Source organism: Mucilaginibacter flavidus (genome assembly GCF_024055575.1).
Classification (GTDB): Bacteria; Bacteroidota; Bacteroidia; order Sphingobacteriales; family Sphingobacteriaceae; genus Mucilaginibacter; species Mucilaginibacter flavidus.
This window is the reverse complement of sequence record NZ_JAMXOE010000046.1, coordinates 1-15,730: the sequence shown is the minus strand read 5'-3', so window position 1 is coordinate 15,730 and position 15,730 is coordinate 1. Positions and strand designations below refer to the sequence as shown.

The window sequence follows — 15,730 nt, the reverse complement described above, 5'->3', positions numbered from 1 at the left end:
CCGGTAAAAAATGTACTTTTGGGCATAGTTCAACTTTTGAGTGTGGTAATTCAAAATTAAACTATGCAGGGGTTTTTATGCCCCTGTTTTTTTTATCCGTTTACCGGACAACAGTGATTCCTGGCTCTTGATTCTTGATTCTAAATCTGCTTATCCCCGCTTGTTTCGGGCTGATAATGCAAACCCGGTGTAAGCCAATGCAATAACATAATACGCGAATACCTGAAATTAAAAGGAGACAATATAATTCCTGCTGACATAATGATTAGCACGTATACCCAGGGATTGCTGCTGCCGGTTAGTACGTGGATGACAACCGCCAAAGTCACCATTTCGGCAACAAACATTGCATAGCTTACCAGCATAGCCACATAAAAGTAACCTGGCTCGCGCTCAAAAACCATTCCGCAATGGGGGCAGGTTTTGTTCATTACCTGGGCCTTAAAGCTGTACATCGGTGTCGCAAACATATCGCCCCGACGACAGCGCGGGCATTTTCCGTGAACTATTGCGGGCCAGGCAGGCAGGCTCTTATTCTGGTTATTCATGATTATTTTGTTTAAGTATGCTTTTTCTAAACTCTTCGGGTGTTACTTCTTCCGTTTTCCTGAAAAACTTGGTGAAGTATGAATTATCATTAAAATTAAGTTCGAGCGCAATTTCCGTTATGGTTAATTTAGGGTTGGTAAGCAAGCGTTTGGCCTCTAATATTATCCTGTTGCGAATAATTTCACCGGCTTGTAAACCCACCAAATCTTTACAAACTGCATTTAAATGATTTGGGGTTATGTACAATAGGGCAGCATAATCTTTAGGCAGTTTTAGTTTTTTATAATGTACCTCAACCAACTTCTGAAAGCTTTTTAACAATGTTTGATTGTACGACGCCGGGCCTTTATTAATACCGCCGGCGCTAACCCGGCTAACCAATATGAACAACTGCAACATCAATACGCGCATTAAATCAGTGGTTTGCGCAGGCGAGCTTTCCCACTCCTTAATTATATCTTCAAAAAGAGGCCTTATTTTCCCGGCAACATCAGCAGGCAAGTCAATTACTGCGTCGTGCAAGTTGCCGCTAAAAAAACCGAAATTTTCGCAGTAAGCCGCATTCAATAAAAATGATTGAAAAAACGAGTCGGAAAAATTGATGATATAACCGTCGGTAAAACCTTCAAAGGCCCAGGAATGTACCTGGCCAGGAATCATAAAATAGATTTGATCAGGCTTTACACTAAAATCCTCAAAGTCGATGTTGTGACTACCGGCGCCATCGGTAAAAAATACCACATGGTAAAATGTATGCCGGTGTGCGGCATAGAGGTTTTTGTGGTGTTCGAGGTATGGGGCAAAGCGGCTTACCAATATATCGTCCTGCCTAAAATCAGACAAGCTACATATATCAAATATTGGTGTGCTTTGTAACATGACACAAAACTATACACAAATACACCATAAGTAGTGGTATTATTTAACGTTTTTGTGGTATTAATTATGGATTTACGAAAAACCAAAAGAAAAGAGTCAGAAATCAAGAGGAAAAAGTGAATGGATTATCCTTTCTCATGTAAATGTGCTTCTTCCTCGTCCTGATTCCTGACTTATAATTTATTTCGCGTCATTAACTTCAACCCAAAAGCCATCAGGATCCTGCAGGTAAATTTGCTTTACGCCGTCAGCGCGAAGCTGTATTTTTTTAGGCTGTTTAGTCCAGTTAACGTAGCTTACGTTAATGGTATCCAGGTGTTTTATAAAAGCATCCAAATTTGGTACAGCGAAGCAAAGGTGAACACCGATATCGGGTGAGGTTGAGCAATTACCTTGTATAATATGTAACGCCAGCCCCTCGCCTACTTTAAGCCAAACATGCACGGTATCATTAAACGGGTGTTTTATTTCCTGCAGCTGAATAACGTTACGATAAAAGTTGGCAGTCTTCCGCAAATTCTTTGCGCACAAAGCCATATGGTTAAAAACCGGCTGGTTGGCGTTTTGCGCCTTGCTTAGCTGCGGCAAAGCCAGCGCAAAGAGGATAATAAATAAACCGCTACGGATTAAATGAATAAAAGGTAATTTAAAGGGATTGCTCATTTTATGTTTTTAAGTACTAAACATAAAAAAATAAATGCCACTTACATAATACAGTGGGATGTAATTTCTTCAATACATTAAAGTCCGATAAAAATAAGCAGTAATTAAGGTGGTTACCAGGCCATCATTGGGCTCCGGTTAAAGTCGATAGAAGCTGATGTAATGGTATTGTGGCGGTTCCAGTCGTCAATGTCAATCAAACCGGGCATAGTTTGGTAGTGGCTATCGTTTCTTGAACATTTAACAACATAGCCAATTTCTTCCACCCTGGCAATAACGGGCCGCGCACCGCATTCCTTACACAATTTGCAATAAATTGATCCCGGTATATTTACATAGCCCTTCATACTATGTTATTACGTTACCGGTTTAAAAAAAGTTGTGGAAAAACTACTTTTTTATTACAATAAAATTAAAATAAATCTCAAAAAGGCTTTGCTGGCCTCAGAAAGCTATAAAACACTGAATATCAAACAAACAAATAATTGCTTTGTGAGATAGAATAATGCGGCAAATTGACAATAAACATGCATTTATCAACACCCATTTACCATATATTTTCGACAAAAAGACTATCACCAATTATTGTTTCTGTATCACAAAACTACCTTAAAATAGTCACCGAACCCGACATAGGTTTTTTACCATTTTTCAGATCGAGAATATAATAGTAAGTACCAACAGGCAGATTGCTACCGTTGGTTGTGCCATCCCATGGTTTGCCATAACCAATAGAGCGGTAAACCACCGACCCGTAGCGGTTAAACACCGAAAGGCTGCAATCAGGGTAATATAGCAATGCCGTAATGTTCCAAAGGTCGTTAATGCCATCGCCATTGGGTGTAAACGTATTGGGTACAACAATAATGCATTGGCTTGGCGGGTTAAAGGCAACCGTTATCGCATTTGAGGTAGCTGTTGGGTTTACCAGGCATTTTCCATCGCTGGTAATTACACAGGTAACAATATCGCCATCGGCCAAAGTCTTAGTGGTAAAGGTGGAACTATTGGTACCTGTGTTTGCGCCGTTAACTTTCCACTGATAATCGGGCTTGAGGGCCGGCAAAGTCGGTGTTGCGGTAAACGTAATTTCGGCGCCGGCACAAACAGGGCCTGTTAACGATGATACTATGGTAACAGAAGTTGTAACCGGCGGGTCTAAAACAAAAGTCGCTTCGTTTGAAGTTACCGTTGCGCTGGTTACACAAGCAAGGCTGCCGGTTAGTATGCAGGTTACCTTGTCGTTATCGTTTAATGTGGTGCTTGTAAATGTCGCAGCATCAGTCCCGCTGTTTTGCCCGTTGACTTTCCATTGATAATGAGGTGTGGTACCACCATTTACAGGGATAGCCGTATAGGTAACCGATGCTAACGCACAAGCATCCGGCGAAAGTGGCGATATGGTAACAGATGGTACCAGCGCCGCGGTAACTATTAATATTTGGGGGTATTTCGACCTGCCATCGTCGGCCGTAATGGTGGTTGTCCCTGCACCCACGATATGAATTTTTCCAGATACAATGGTCGCCACGCTAATGTCGCTGCTGGTGTATGTTATAGAGGTTGAACTGGTAGCGCCGGGATCGAAATCAACGTCGCACACTGTTTTGCCAGGTATAGGCGCAAAGGTTATGGTTTGCCCGTCAATTACCTCGATACTCACTTTGGCTGTAGCACTTCCATAAATATTATAGGCTGTTATAGTATAGATTGTAATTGGGGATACAACATCTGGTTTGCCGCTAATTATACCCGTGGTGCCGTCAAAAACCAAGCCCGATGGTAATGGCTTATCAATGGTGTATCCAAGCGTATAAGCTGTGCGGATCTCATTATTAAACGAATCGGCAATGTATAATTTTCTACCGGCATCCAAAGCGAGCCCCTTGGGGCCGGCAAAACTGGCAGCCGTACCAGTATTATTCAGACTGCCTGCAACGCCATCGCCCGCAAGAGTAATCACATTGCCCGCCGGGTCAATCATCCGGATAATATTGCCGCCAAAATCCGAAACAAACAAGTCGCCTATATCATCAACCGCGATACCGCTTGGTTTGTTAAAGCTTGCTGAAAGTGCCTGCCCATTATTGCTCCCTGCCGATCCGCTGCCGGCATAGGTGCTCACGTCGCCCGATGGGGTTATTTTTCGAATGACGTTATTGCCCAAATCGGTTACAAAAACATTTCCGGCAGCGTCAACAGTAAGGTTTTGAGGCATATTAAACGATGCACCAGTTCCGTTGCCATTATTATTACCAGGCGCGCCGCTACCTGCCAATGTCGAAACTGTACCATCGGGTGCTATTTTCCTTATTAAATCGTTAAAAGTATCAGCAACGTAAATGTTCCCGGCTGCATCAATGGCCAGGCCTTCGGGTATATTAAAGCTTGCTGATAAAGCAGTTCCGTTTGCCGAACCTATCGTTCCCGTACCGGCAAAAGTTGTTACCACAGCGCCAGGTGTTATCTTGCGGATTAAACTATTGTTGGAATCGGCAACATACAAGTTCCCCGCGGCATCAATTACAATGCTGCTCGGTTTGCCAAATACTGCAGTTGTACCTGTCCCATTTGAAAAGCCAATATCGCCGCTGCCGGCAAATGTTGTGGATATACCGGCGGGAGTTATTTTGCGAATTAAATTATTCAGATAGTCGGCTACATATAAGTTGCCTGCTGCATCGAAAGCAAGGCCCGACGGTTGTTTGTAGGTCGCCGTTATAGCATCGCCATTTACATTGCCAGGCGTTCCTTTGCCTGAGAAAGTTAATGTTTGGCCAAAATTTATAGGTGGTACAGCGCTGCCCGACGATGTTGGCGCCAGCGGCGTTATAGTTTGATTGATATTGTAGGTTTGAGGCGACTGGTACGATACAACCGGCGGACTTCCCGGGCTATTGTTCTTTTTAACCTCAATAACTAAAGTTGCTGTACTGCTTCCCACGCCGTTAATACCCGTAATTTTGTATACTGTAGCCGGCCATAGCGATGTTGGGGTTCCACTTATAGTGCCCGTTTTAGCATCAAAAGTCAGCCCTGGCGGCAAATCTTTATCAATGGTATAGCCTGTGGTAATAATTTCCCTTACCACATTATTCTGCAGGTCGGTTACCAGCATATTACCATCAATATTAATAGCCAGGCCGTGCGGAAAATTAAACGACGTATTAATCCCGTACCCGTCTTTATAACCTGCAATTCCATTCCCCGCAAAAGTTGTCACTGTGCCATCCTGGGTTATTTTCCGTATCAGGTTATTACCGGAATCAGAAACGTACAGGCTACCGTCTTCTCCAAATGAGATGCCTTCGGGCCCGTTAAAGCTTGCGGCTGTGCCTTGTCCGTCTTGTTTACCTTTAACGCCGCTGCCTGCAAATGTGGTAACAACACCGGCGGGGGTTATTTTTCTTACTGTATTATTATTATAATCTGCTAAAAAAATATTCCCGGACATATCTATCGCCATATAGCTCGGTCCGCGAAAACTTGCCGCAGCTCCTGTTCCATCAGCGTTTCCGGCAACACCAGCGGTCCCCGCTAAAGTACTCACTGTGCCATCCGGTGTTATTTTCTTTATGGTGTTGCCGGCGTATTCAGATACGTAAAGATTGCCTGCAGCATCAATTGCTATACCATTAGGCTGCCTAAAGCCCCCGGCAAAGGTCGAGACGTTACCTCCGCCGGTAACCTTTCTTATTTTGCCATTGTTTGAGTCAACAACATAAATACTGCCATCCAGGCCTATAACCATGGCAGCAGGTGCATTAAACTCCGCCGAGGTTCCGCTGCCGTCCATAAACCCAATGTCGCTTCCGGCAATGGTGGTTACGGTGCCCCCGGGTGTAATTTGCCTTATAAGCCGGTTGTTATCTGTTATGTAAACAGTACCATCAGGGGCAACTATCGGGTAATTTGGAAACGAAAATCCAGCGGTTGTTTTATTGCCATCTATTACCCCCTTTTGGCCGTTACCGGCAAATGTAAGTACCTGGCCATAAATATTAGGGGGTACAGCCCCTCCGGTATTGGTTGGCAATAAAGCCGGAACAGCAGTATTAATTGTGTAAACCTGTGGCGTTACATAGCTTATGTTTGGCGGCGCCAAACCGGGATTAACCTGGTTTTTTATTTCTATATCAACAGTGTTGGTGCTATGGCCGCCTTCGTTGTAGGCTGTAATGGTATAGGTGCTAAGCGGTGTAACCTGCGCCGGTGTGCCGCTTATTATGCCTGTTGTTTGATCGAAGGTTAAGCCCGGCGGCAGGGGTTTATCAATGGTATAGCCGGTGGTTGGTATTTTTGCAATGGTGCTGTTACCCGGATTAGTGACATAAAGGTTACCAGATGCATCAACCGTAAGGCCCAGTGGAAAACTAAAAATGCCCCCGGCATCTGACAGTATGCTTTCTCTACCCGTATTCGCCTCTACTTTAATAATCCTGCTATTTCCCGAATCCGAAATGTATAAGTTACCCAACACATCAACAGCCACCCCGGTTATTCCCTGGAAACGGTAATAAATATTATCTTTTATTAATGTGCTTACAGTGCCGTCAGGAGTAATTCCGCGGACCTTGTTATTGCCCTCATCGGCTACGAAAATATCGCCGGATGCGTCAATCGCCATTTTTTTCGGATTTTTAAAACTTGCGGCAGCACCTTTTCCGTCAGCATATCCTGAGCTGCCTGAACCGGCAATTGTTGTAACAATACCTGCAGCACTTATTTTCCTAATATTCCCGCTCCCAAATTCTGATACATAAATATTGCCGCTATTATCAACAACAATACCCCAGGGCACAGCAATTTTTGCAGTAGCGACGGGGCCGTCAACCTCACCTGGCCCATTCAGACCTACTATGGTTGAAACCAACCCCGTTGGCGTTATCTTCCTTACCGCATCGCCATACGAATCCACTACATAAATATTATCACCAACATCAATAGTTATGCTGGTAGGGCCCTTAAAGCTGGCAGCGGTGCCCTGCCCGTCCACCACCTGCGATATCCCGTTACCGGCAAAGGTTGTTGCCTGCCCGGTTGGCGTTATCTTTCTTATCAATGAGTTGTCCCTGTCGGCAACATAAACGTTTCCTTTCGAGTCTGTGGCAACATCGGTGGGGAAGTTAAAACTTGCGTCAGTACCTATATTGTCGTTATTACCCTTCGACCCATTGCCTGCAAACACAGTGGCTTTGCCGAATGCTGTTTGGGGCACCGGGCCGCCATTGTTGTGGGGCGTTAACGGAGGAATGGGCGTACCCGGGGGATAAACCTTCGGACTATCATAACTGATTTGTGGCGCTGCCGGCAGCGGCACTGCCACAACATTTACTGCAATACTTACAACCGTTGCATAATTGCCTACCGCATTATATGCTGTAATCGTATAATCAGTTGCCGGCGATGCGGCTGTTGGAGTGCCGCTAATATCTCCGGTATGCATATCGAACACTAATCCTGGCGGCAACGGCTTATCTATCGTAAAAAAATCAGCAGCTATTTTTCTTATTAAATTATTATTTGTATCGCCAATGTAAAGGTTACCGTCAACATCAATCCCCAGGCCGAAAGGTGTATTAAAAGTGGCAGTACCTGTATCACCGTCAGTTGCGCCTAAGGTTAATTTACCGGCAACTGTTGTAACCACCCCCGCAGGTGTTATCTTTCTTATTTTGTTATTTTGAGCATCAGCAACGTATAAATTGCCATCGGCGTCAATTCTCATCCCAATCGGGTCTTTAAAGGATGCCGCCGTACCCGTGCCATCAGCATCACCTTGCGCCCCGCTGCCTGCAAGGGTGGTAACCACTCCGGCGGTGGTTATTTTGCGGATTAAATTATTGTAACTATCAGCCACAAACACATTCCCTGCGGCATCAACCGCTATACCTATCGGTCCGTTAAATGAGGCTGCTGCACCTGTGCCGTTGGCATTACCTGTGGCACCGCTGCCGGCCAGCGTGGTCACTACGCCCAATGCGTTTATTTTACGGATAAGGCTGTTGCCCGAATCTGCCACATACAAATTGCCGGCAGCATCAATGGCAATGCCCGATGGCAGCCTGAAAGTTGCCGCTGTGCCCGTGCCATCAGCATGGCCAACTGTGCCATCGCCTGCAATAGTAGTTACCACACCCGCAGCCGTTATTTTGCGGATACGGTGGTTATTGGCATCTGCAACGTATAAATTACCGGCGGCATCAACAACCACGTCCGCCGGGTTATGAAAAAATGCCCCCGTACCTGTGCCATCAGCAAAGCTCGCAACCCCGCTTCCGGCAAACGTAGTGACGATACCACCGGGAGTAATTTTTTTTATCAGCGAGTTGGCTTCATCGGCTACATAAACATTGCCGTTGTTATCAACCGTTAAGCCTTCGGGGCGATTAAAATTTGCACCCGCACCTGCCAGCGTGGTAACGCCCGAAAAATTACCCTTGCCAATCGGTCCGCCCGAACTAAACGGCGACAGCGTGGCAATGGCTGTATTTACCTGGTAAACCTGCGGTGTGGGATAACTTATTTTTGGTGCCTGCGCAAAACAAACACCGTTCCTGAAAAGGAACGAAGCCAGCATCAGAAATAAACACATCCGTTTATTGCGCAGCATACTCAATTCATTTCTTAAATACCGCAACAACAATGAGGTATATTTAGAGAAGTATTTTTTATCAAATTTTAAGAAAAAGCACTTATCTTGTTTTTATCGCAATAAATAGCCTACTAAAATAACTTTTTGATTTGATATTTAATGACTTGTTTTTCTGTAAATTAGTAAGCACTTAAACATTATTGATGACGAATACAGCCGACAACCAAACATCAGGCAAAATTAAATGGGCATACAGCGCTTTGGTGGTTATTATTACCTGGTTTGCGTTAGTGTTGCAGTTCAGTATATCAATACCAGAATATATGCACAAAGGTTGCTCGCTGACGAGTACGCTAATACAACTTTTTAGCTTTTAAACCATATTAAGCAACCTGCTGATGGTTGTTGGGTTAACCACCATTTTAATAGCCGCAAAATCTTCATTGGGCAGGTTCTTTTCGAGGAATACCGTGCTAACTTCTATCGTACTATACATGACCACTGTTGGCCTTATCTACAACGTAGTATTGCGTAGCGTATGGCACCCTGAAGGCTTGTTTAAATTGGCTGATGAACTGCTGCATGTTGTTAACCCCCTGTTATTTATAATTTACTGGCTTGCCTTTGTGCCAAAAAGCGGCCTGAAATACAGCAATATTTGGCCATGGTTATGGTACCCGTTTCTTTACTTTGTTTATGTGTTGATACGGGGCGCCATCAGCGGGAATTACCCTTACCCATTCCTTAATGTCGCAAAATTAGGTTACCCGCAGGTTTTACTCGCTGCTGTTATTTTGTTGCCTATTTTTTGGGGACTGGGCGCATTGTTTGTTTTTATTGCCCGGCAGATGAGTAAGCCTGTTTTGTAGTCAAATCAACCTTATTAATATACACTTTTCATCCGGGTTTAATCATGCTTCCAGCATTTTAGGCCTACGCAGCCCTATTCACCTATTTTTCACACATGGCACTGTAATTGCCTGTATACTAACATCTATCTTAAAAAACAAATAGTATGAAAAAGTATATTTTAGGGGTTGTTGCGTTGCTTATACTTGCTTCTGCCACCCTGCCGAGTTGTTCAGTTGAATACCGTGAACGCCATGGCCGTGGTCACGACAACGGAAATGGCCGCGGCCACGATCACGATAATGGCCACGGCGGTGACCATCATTACCGGAATAACTAAATTTCAGTTCCATAATACAACAAAGCCTCGCGGGATTTTCCTACGGGGCTTTGTTATTTTATGGCGATAGGTTGCCTTATTGTGCTATTTTGGTTACCAACACCCAATCAACCACCACTTTTGCCTGCCCGGCCTTTATTTTGTTAACCGTGTTTTGCGACATACCGAAATATGGTTCTTTAACTTTATTCACCCCGTTTGGATAGCCGCCTCCCAACGCAAAATTAAGGATGATGAATTTAGGGTTGTCAAAAGCCCAGCGTCCATATTTCTCCGCCATGGCACGGGTTACTGTGTAAGTTACTTTGTCATCCACCTTAAAAACAATGCTGTCGTGCGTCCAGTCGGCCGAATAGTTGTGCCATTGGGTAACATCGGTACCGGCAGGCAAAAACGCTCTATAGGCTAAAGGCGTGTCGCCAAAGTAACCGGGGCCATGCAGGGCGTTGCTTGTCCAGCTGCTGTCGCCAACAGTTTCCATTATATCAATTTCGCCGCAATCGGGCCAGCGACCATTGCCAAGCAACCAAAAGGCTGGCCATAAACCGGCACCCGAGGCCATTTTCATGCGGCAGGTAAAAGTACCGTAGGTAAACTGCATTTTATGTTCAGTATTTATCCTGCCCGACAGGAAATCGTATTTTTTATTTTCCTTGCTTGTATAGCCGGGGTGATAAAGCGCCTTTAGTATCAAAGCACCATTGGTTGCACCTTCCCCGGCAGCATTATTCACCAGGTAAATAGTCGATGCAGAGTCAACATAAGCCTGTTGCTCCTGGTTAACGGTGTTGCCGGTAACTTCCACGTTCCATTTGCTGCGATCAAGGGCTTTTTGGTTAAAATCGTCAAAAAATATGGTATCACCTTTTTTAGGCTGATGTTGCTGGGCTATGGCAGCGGTTATGCTAAGCGTTGCAGCTATGGCTGTAAGGAAGAAAAGTTTCATGGTTGGGTTTTATTGGGTGGGATAAAAATAGGATTTATTTTGCTGAAATAATAACACGCTCGTCATGGCGAGGAACGAAGCCACCTCTACGTAGGACAATCACGAACCTAACTGTTTGTGAAGACCTAAAAGCGGCAGATAGGTAACCACAAAGTTTTTGTTTCGTTGATTAGCATGTGCAGAGTTTGCTTCGTTCCTCGCAATGACGTTGTGATGAGGCTGTTCTGTATCACCACCCTGCCCGACACACGGATACAGCGTGATACAAATTACCTATCGCAAACACATTTACAGTAAAACACATCAGCCTAAAAAGCTGTCGCCAACCATCCTGTAAATCCCTTTAATCCTTTAATCCTGTTTATTCGTTATGCATCGCCGCAGGCTCTTCCAGCTTCAAACTTTCTTCGTGTATGGCGTTCATTAGCTTCTCAATAAACTCTGCCGACAAGCCCTCCTTTTTACCCGCTTCCTTAGCCTTTTCAACCACCTGCTGGAAACGTGCAGGCTGTAAAGGAGCAATATGGTTTTTGGCTTTATAGATGCCTATCTCGCGTACTATCCGCTCACGAAAGCCAATAGTTTTTATCATCTGGGCATCCAGCGAATCAATTTTAGCACGGCCAGCATCAAAATCAGCTTTGGTGAAGATGGGTTTGGTTTGGGCCTGGCAATTTGCCGTACCGTATGTTATGAGTGTGATGGCGGTTACCGATACAATCGTCTTCAGGGTATTCATGGTGTAATATATTGATGTGGCTAAAATCAACATAAAAAACGAATTTTCTTTAATGATGTACAGCTATCGCTATAAAAAAACAGCCCGCTTTGGTGTAAGCAGGCTGGATATTTATGCGTATTTGTATCGTTTTAGTCCTACAACCCATCAAACAAAAAAGTGTCTTTAACAAACGGCTTCCTTGGCAAAAGTTCAGGGCGGATAGCACTCTGATATACAAATGAGGCTACAATAATGGCCGATTGTTTCAAATCTTCGATCGCCAGGTGGTCGTAGTCGTCGAGGTTGGTATGGTGCGTGCGGTCTTCGTCAAGCGGATCCTGGATAAACTGGAAACCGGGGATACCTGCCCAATCGAACGACAGGTGGTCGGTAGACCCTGTGCTCTTTATGGTTACCGTTGTTGCGCCCAGGTCATGGAATGGCGCAAACCACTGTTCGAATATTGGTTTGATAGCCTTGTTGCCCTGCGCATAGATACCCCTTACCTTCCCGGTTCCATAGTCCATATTAAAATAGGCCGATACTTTGCTTTGCTCGGCATTAGGTGTACCATCAGCCTTCATAAAATGATTCTTTACATAATTAAATGAACCGTAAATTCCCTGTTCCTCGCCTGTCCACAGCGCTACCCGGATTGTTCTTTTTGGTTTAAGGCCAAGCGAATCAAGCAGGCGCATAGCCTCCAGCACCACAACGCAGCCTGCAGCATTATCAGTAGCACCGGTTGATGACTGCCACGAATCAAGGTGACCGCCCAGCATTACTAATTGCGATTTCAGCTTAAGGTCTGTTCCGGGTATCTCACCTACAACATTATAACCTTTGGTATCGGCGGTGGAGAGCCGGCCCTGTATATTTATTGCCAGGTCAACCGGGTGGCCCGACTGGATGAGGCGTTTGATGCGTTGCCCGTCCTCGTACGACATGCTAATCTTCGGGATGCCTACCGGGTCGGTGAGTTTGTAGCCTATGCCTGCCTGTACGTGTATGGTGCCGTTCACGTTATCAGGCGCAGCCCAAATACGGCCAAGCACACCAACCTGTTTTAATATGATATCTAATCTGATACGTGCTTTCTCCCTCGCTATCAGTTGCTCAACCATTGCGCGGGTTAATGCATGTTGCTCGTCGATGGTATCCAGTGCACGGTCAGTAAGTCGTTCAGCTCCCGGGCGAAAATCCAGTAATGTTGGTAACGGACTAATCGCTAACAAAATAAATTTCCCTTTAATTTCGGCGCTATGGCTGAGCAGATAAGTTGTATCGGCGGCTTGTTTTGGGGTGAGCAGCACTACGGCGCCTTGCTGTACACCGTTGGTATTGCCGCACCATGGCTCCGGGTAGGCCCTGAGCGGTTGATAGTAGGGCACTTTTAAAGCAATGCTAAATTCTTCCAATTCCCATTGTTTGCCAAATTCGCCATAGGGTTCCATTGCGGCATTTGCCAGGCCCCACTTTTTCATGGTAGCCACGGCCCAGGTAGCCGCCCGGTTAAAGCCCTCCGACCCCGGCAGCCTTGGCCCCGAAACATCGGTTAAGTAATGGGCAATTTCGGGGATGTGCGAGTTGGTCAGTTCAGCATTCCTGATTTTTGCAAATGCGGCTTCATCTATTTGTTCCTGCTGGGCAAAACTTGTTGCACCTGCTGCCAGCGATAATGCTAATAACAGGCAGAGTTTTTTGTATATCATTTTCATGTTTGTTTATTTTTTAAACAAAACTATCCCGCCTGTTCCTAAACGGGGGTTAATTACAGTTAAATAGAGTTAAATCGTATCTTAAGGCGGTGATAAACAGCTAAATTTTAAGGAACTTCACCTCATGAAAAGGCTCAGGTCGAAATATACAACCATATTAATAGTGCTATCGCTCGTATTGAGCACAGGGTTGCAGGCTGTATGGCTTAGCCAGCTTTTTTCGGCTCAGCAAAAACAATTGAAGGATGATATAGAGCACTTTGTGAGCACCACGGCACAGGCACAAATGTACCGCAGCGTTACCTCGTTCGAAAAGCCCAAAAATCTGCCGCGTGTAAAGCAGCTTTTCCTCTCGCCGCAATGGGCCCAGCTGCGACAGGCGTTCGACAATATGAAAGCCCTCGGTATTTCGTATAATTTCCAGATCAACAGCGACGATGACAGTACATCAGTATCAATGAATTTTAGCCTGAAGGATAAACCTGCAATAGAACGAAACAGAGGCCCGGCTACCACCAATACCGGGCTTACAGCGGCGCAACTAAGCACTGTAGACAGTTTATCGCTTGTCGCCATGAAAAAAGAAGTGGCTGCCGGCCTGCAGCAAATGGGTATCACCTCGCCCATTTACTATAACCTGTATAACTACAGCATGACCGGCCTGCGTGGTGGTGATGTACCTAAGGGCCTGGCACCCGCCTACGCCAGTAAAAAATACCTTTATGGCATACAGGAGCATTACCGTTATCAATTGATATTACCGGCTATAAACAATGTTATATGGTACCGTATGCGATATTACGTGGCGTCCTGCTTGCTGATGCTATTGCTTACATGTGCCGCCTTTTACTTTATCATTAGGCTGCTGCGCAACGTACGGCTGTATGCTGATGCCAAAGCCGATTTTACCCGGAACATGACGCACGAGTTTAAAACCCCTATCGCAACGGTATCCCTGGCGCTCGAATCGATCCAGAAATATAACCTGGCGGAGCAACCGGAAACTATGCAAAACTACCTCGACATAAGCCGGCACGAATTGCAGCGGTTAGATTTGATGGTGGAGAAGGCCCTGAACATCGGCAATGAAAAAGATGCGGAAATACCGTTTAACACCGAGCTTTATGATGTGCAAACAGGCTTGCAGCAGGTAATTACTTCCATGCAGCTGCAATTGTTAAACAGCGGGTCGGAAATTGTATTCAAGCCCTCTGCCGAGCCATGCTTTGTATTTGGCGACCCTGTGCATTTAACCAACATTTTTTATAACCTGGTCGAGAATGCCATAAAATATTCAGGCACCGGTTTGGTTTTGGATATTAGCTGTGCGTGCGATGATAAAACGGTAACCATTAGTTTTAAAGATAACGGCCCGGGGATTGATAAAATCTACCATAAAAATATCTTCGATAAGTTTTACCGCATCCCGGCTGATGGCAATACGCACGACATTAAAGGCACCGGATTGGGCCTGTATTATGTAAAACAAATGGTTGAAAGGCATGGCGGTACCATTAAAGTTAAAAGTGAACCCGGCAACGGCACTTGTTTTATTATTACCTTACCTGCTGCATCATGAACCTGAAAGTATTATACGTGGAAGACGAGCCGTTCCTGTCGCGCATTGTAAGCGACGGGTTGAAAAGCAGCGGCTATAACGTGCAGGCTGTCGCTGATGGTAACCTGGTGATGGATGCTTACGCTTCTTTTAAACCCGACATCTGCGTGCTTGATATTATGCTGCCTTCGAAAGATGGCTACACGCTGGCAAAAGAACTTCGCAAATTCCAGCCTGATTTGCCCATCATATTCCTGAGTGCAAAAGTGTTAACTGCCGATGTGGTGGAAGGTTTTAAATCCGGTGGTAATGATTACCTTAAAAAACCCTTCAGCATGGACGAGCTGCTGGTGCGCATGGAGGCCCTATTGCACCTTTTCAAAACACAGCCGGATGCAATAACTGATGAAAGCCCCAAAGTATATTCCTTTGGCAATTGCCGGTTGGATACCGTGCAGCAGCGGTTAACAACATCATCCGGAGAACATTCGCTATCCTTTAAAGAATGCGCACTATTGCAAATGATGATAATGAAGAAAAACGATGTGCTGGAACGCCAGGAAGCCCTGCTGAAAATATGGGGCGAAGACAGCTATTACAACACCCGCAGCATGGATGTTTTTATGACGCATATCCGGAAGATATTGAAGGACGAACCCGGCATACAGATAATGAATTTACGGGGGTTGGGGTTTAAGTTGATTTGTTAGGGGAAGAAAGACGCGAAGCATTTGCATTAACGCCGCTCGCAGAGTTTACTCACCCGGTCGACGCTTCGCTGGACCTCCCTCTCTTCGCTGCGTGGCCGTTGCGCAACTAAGCTAGCCAATAAGGGCTTGCAAATAAAGTTCTTTGAAATATTGATTAAAACATTGATTATTAGTATATTAGCGCATGCAAGGAAAGAAAACA

General features: G+C 45.2%; 13 protein-coding genes. 5 read left to right on the top strand and 8 right to left on the bottom strand.

The genetic code is table 11. The features are described from left to right. Positions 1-140: 140 nt before the first annotated feature. The 5 genes from NAF19_RS30020 to NAF19_RS30000 all read right to left on the bottom strand — a co-directional run bounded on the left by NAF19_RS30020 (position 141) and on the right by NAF19_RS30000 (position 8,686). Positions 141-548, bottom strand: coding sequence for a DUF983 domain-containing protein (locus NAF19_RS30020; RefSeq protein WP_252794115.1), 408 nt, complete (start codon positions 546-548; stop codon positions 141-143). Then, positions 541-1,428 (bottom strand): helix-turn-helix domain-containing protein, encoded by an 888-nt coding sequence (locus NAF19_RS30015; RefSeq protein ID WP_252794113.1) that lies wholly within the window; start codon positions 1,426-1,428, stop codon positions 541-543. The genes NAF19_RS30020 and NAF19_RS30015 overlap by 8 nt, the downstream gene beginning before the upstream one ends. 180 nt (positions 1,429-1,608) lie before the next feature. After that, on the bottom strand, positions 1,609-2,091 hold the full coding sequence (locus tag NAF19_RS30010) for a VOC family protein (RefSeq protein ID WP_252794112.1): 483 nt from the start codon (positions 2,089-2,091) through the stop codon (positions 1,609-1,611). A gap of 113 nt (positions 2,092-2,204) precedes the next feature. Further along, the gene (locus tag NAF19_RS30005; protein WP_252794111.1) at positions 2,205-2,438 is read right to left on the bottom strand and encodes a hypothetical protein; all 234 of its coding nucleotides are present in this window, start codon (positions 2,436-2,438) and stop codon (positions 2,205-2,207) included. A 257-nt stretch (positions 2,439-2,695) separates the two neighbouring features. Beyond that, entirely contained in the window at positions 2,696-8,686 is a 5,991-nt protein-coding gene (locus NAF19_RS30000; protein ID WP_252794110.1) for a T9SS type B sorting domain-containing protein, read from the bottom strand. 203 nt (positions 8,687-8,889) lie between these two features. Between NAF19_RS30000 and NAF19_RS29995 the strand changes: the two genes are divergently transcribed. From NAF19_RS29995 to NAF19_RS29985, 3 genes are all read left to right on the top strand, one after another. After that, complete coding sequence (locus NAF19_RS29995) at positions 8,890-9,063, top strand: hypothetical protein (RefSeq protein ID WP_252794109.1); 174 nt, start codon at positions 8,890-8,892, stop codon at positions 9,061-9,063. A gap of 21 nt (positions 9,064-9,084) precedes the next feature. Continuing rightward, a complete protein-coding gene (locus NAF19_RS29990) occupies positions 9,085-9,555 on the top strand; it encodes a Pr6Pr family membrane protein (protein ID WP_252794107.1) in 471 nt (156 codons plus the stop codon). Positions 9,556-9,701: 146 nt separating this feature from the next. After that, entirely contained in the window at positions 9,702-9,875 is a 174-nt protein-coding gene (locus NAF19_RS29985) for a hypothetical protein (RefSeq protein ID WP_252794106.1), read from the top strand. A 76-nt stretch (positions 9,876-9,951) separates the two neighbouring features. Here NAF19_RS29985 and NAF19_RS29980 read toward each other — a convergent pair whose 3' ends face one another. The 3 genes from NAF19_RS29980 to NAF19_RS29970 form a co-directional block, all read right to left on the bottom strand. Beyond that, positions 9,952-10,821: a glycoside hydrolase family 16 protein gene (locus NAF19_RS29980; protein ID WP_252794104.1), complete on the bottom strand. Its 870-nt coding sequence runs from the start codon at positions 10,819-10,821 to the stop codon at positions 9,952-9,954. A 361-nt stretch (positions 10,822-11,182) separates the two neighbouring features. After that, positions 11,183-11,560: a chorismate mutase gene (locus NAF19_RS29975; protein ID WP_252794102.1), complete on the bottom strand. Its 378-nt coding sequence runs from the start codon at positions 11,558-11,560 to the stop codon at positions 11,183-11,185. A 137-nt stretch (positions 11,561-11,697) separates the two neighbouring features. Further along, positions 11,698-13,260 carry a M20/M25/M40 family metallo-hydrolase gene (locus NAF19_RS29970; RefSeq protein ID WP_252794101.1) on the bottom strand — a complete coding sequence of 521 codons (1,563 nt, stop codon included), beginning with the start codon at positions 13,258-13,260 and terminating at the stop codon, positions 11,698-11,700. A 124-nt stretch (positions 13,261-13,384) separates the two neighbouring features. Between NAF19_RS29970 and NAF19_RS29965 the strand changes: the two genes are divergently transcribed. Both NAF19_RS29965 and NAF19_RS29960 read left to right on the top strand, forming a co-directional pair. Further along, the gene (locus NAF19_RS29965) at positions 13,385-14,839 is read left to right on the top strand and encodes a sensor histidine kinase (protein WP_252794100.1); all 1,455 of its coding nucleotides are present in this window, start codon (positions 13,385-13,387) and stop codon (positions 14,837-14,839) included. After that, complete coding sequence (locus NAF19_RS29960) at positions 14,836-15,528, top strand: response regulator transcription factor (RefSeq protein ID WP_252794099.1); 693 nt, start codon at positions 14,836-14,838, stop codon at positions 15,526-15,528. Before NAF19_RS29965 ends, NAF19_RS29960 begins: the two co-directional genes overlap by 4 nt. The last annotated feature ends 202 nt before the right edge of the window (positions 15,529-15,730 follow it).

Coding starts and splice junctions, on each gene's coding strand:
- NAF19_RS30020 (WP_252794115.1), bottom strand. CDS start 548: ATGAATAACCAGAATAAGAGCCTGCCTGCCTGGCCCGCAATAGTTCAC.
- NAF19_RS30015 (WP_252794113.1), bottom strand. CDS start 1,428: ATGTTACAAAGCACACCAATATTTGATATATGTAGCTTGTCTGATTTT.
- NAF19_RS30010 (WP_252794112.1), bottom strand. CDS start 2,091: ATGAGCAATCCCTTTAAATTACCTTTTATTCATTTAATCCGTAGCGGT.
- NAF19_RS30005 (WP_252794111.1), bottom strand. CDS start 2,438: ATGAAGGGCTATGTAAATATACCGGGATCAATTTATTGCAAATTGTGT.
- NAF19_RS30000 (WP_252794110.1), bottom strand. CDS start 8,686: ATGTGTTTATTTCTGATGCTGGCTTCGTTCCTTTTCAGGAACGGTGTT.
- NAF19_RS29995 (WP_252794109.1), top strand. CDS start 8,890: ATGACGAATACAGCCGACAACCAAACATCAGGCAAAATTAAATGGGCA.
- NAF19_RS29990 (WP_252794107.1), top strand. CDS start 9,085: ATGGTTGTTGGGTTAACCACCATTTTAATAGCCGCAAAATCTTCATTG.
- NAF19_RS29985 (WP_252794106.1), top strand. CDS start 9,702: ATGAAAAAGTATATTTTAGGGGTTGTTGCGTTGCTTATACTTGCTTCT.
- NAF19_RS29980 (WP_252794104.1), bottom strand. CDS start 10,821: ATGAAACTTTTCTTCCTTACAGCCATAGCTGCAACGCTTAGCATAACC.
- NAF19_RS29975 (WP_252794102.1), bottom strand. CDS start 11,560: ATGAATACCCTGAAGACGATTGTATCGGTAACCGCCATCACACTCATA.
- NAF19_RS29970 (WP_252794101.1), bottom strand. CDS start 13,260: ATGAAAATGATATACAAAAAACTCTGCCTGTTATTAGCATTATCGCTG.
- NAF19_RS29965 (WP_252794100.1), top strand. CDS start 13,385: ATGAAAAGGCTCAGGTCGAAATATACAACCATATTAATAGTGCTATCG.
- NAF19_RS29960 (WP_252794099.1), top strand. CDS start 14,836: ATGAACCTGAAAGTATTATACGTGGAAGACGAGCCGTTCCTGTCGCGC.